The 237-nt window shown below is 69.6% G+C and carries 1 protein-coding gene; it reads left to right on the top strand.

Annotation, left to right across the window (positions count from 1 at the left end; genetic code table 11):
* Positions 1 to 232: hypothetical protein (locus tag AC1RQI_RS17515; RefSeq protein ID WP_481905880.1), on the top strand; the 232-nt coding region annotated here is incomplete at its 5' end.
* Positions 233 to 237: the final 5 nt, after the last annotated feature.

Raw genomic sequence — 237 nt, 5'->3', positions numbered from 1 at the left:
CAGCGAGCAGAACAAGCGCGGCGGCCCGGTCTCACGCGCGATGCTCGCGGTGACGCGGCTGCCGCCGGGCGAAGTCTGCCATGTCGCCTATGTCGACGTCGCGGCCAACCCCAACGCCAACGAGCTGGCGCGGCAGGCCGCCGACGGTTTCGCGCGTGACTTCAGATGCGGCGTCGATCAGGTCAAGACCATCGGCCAGAGCGACTGGGCCACATCGCCCACCAAGCGCTGATCGCG

It is taken from the genome of Salicola sp. AFF1, assembly GCF_056783195.1.
Note: the sequence above shows the minus strand (reverse complement) of the source record. Positions and strands in the feature narration are given on the sequence as shown.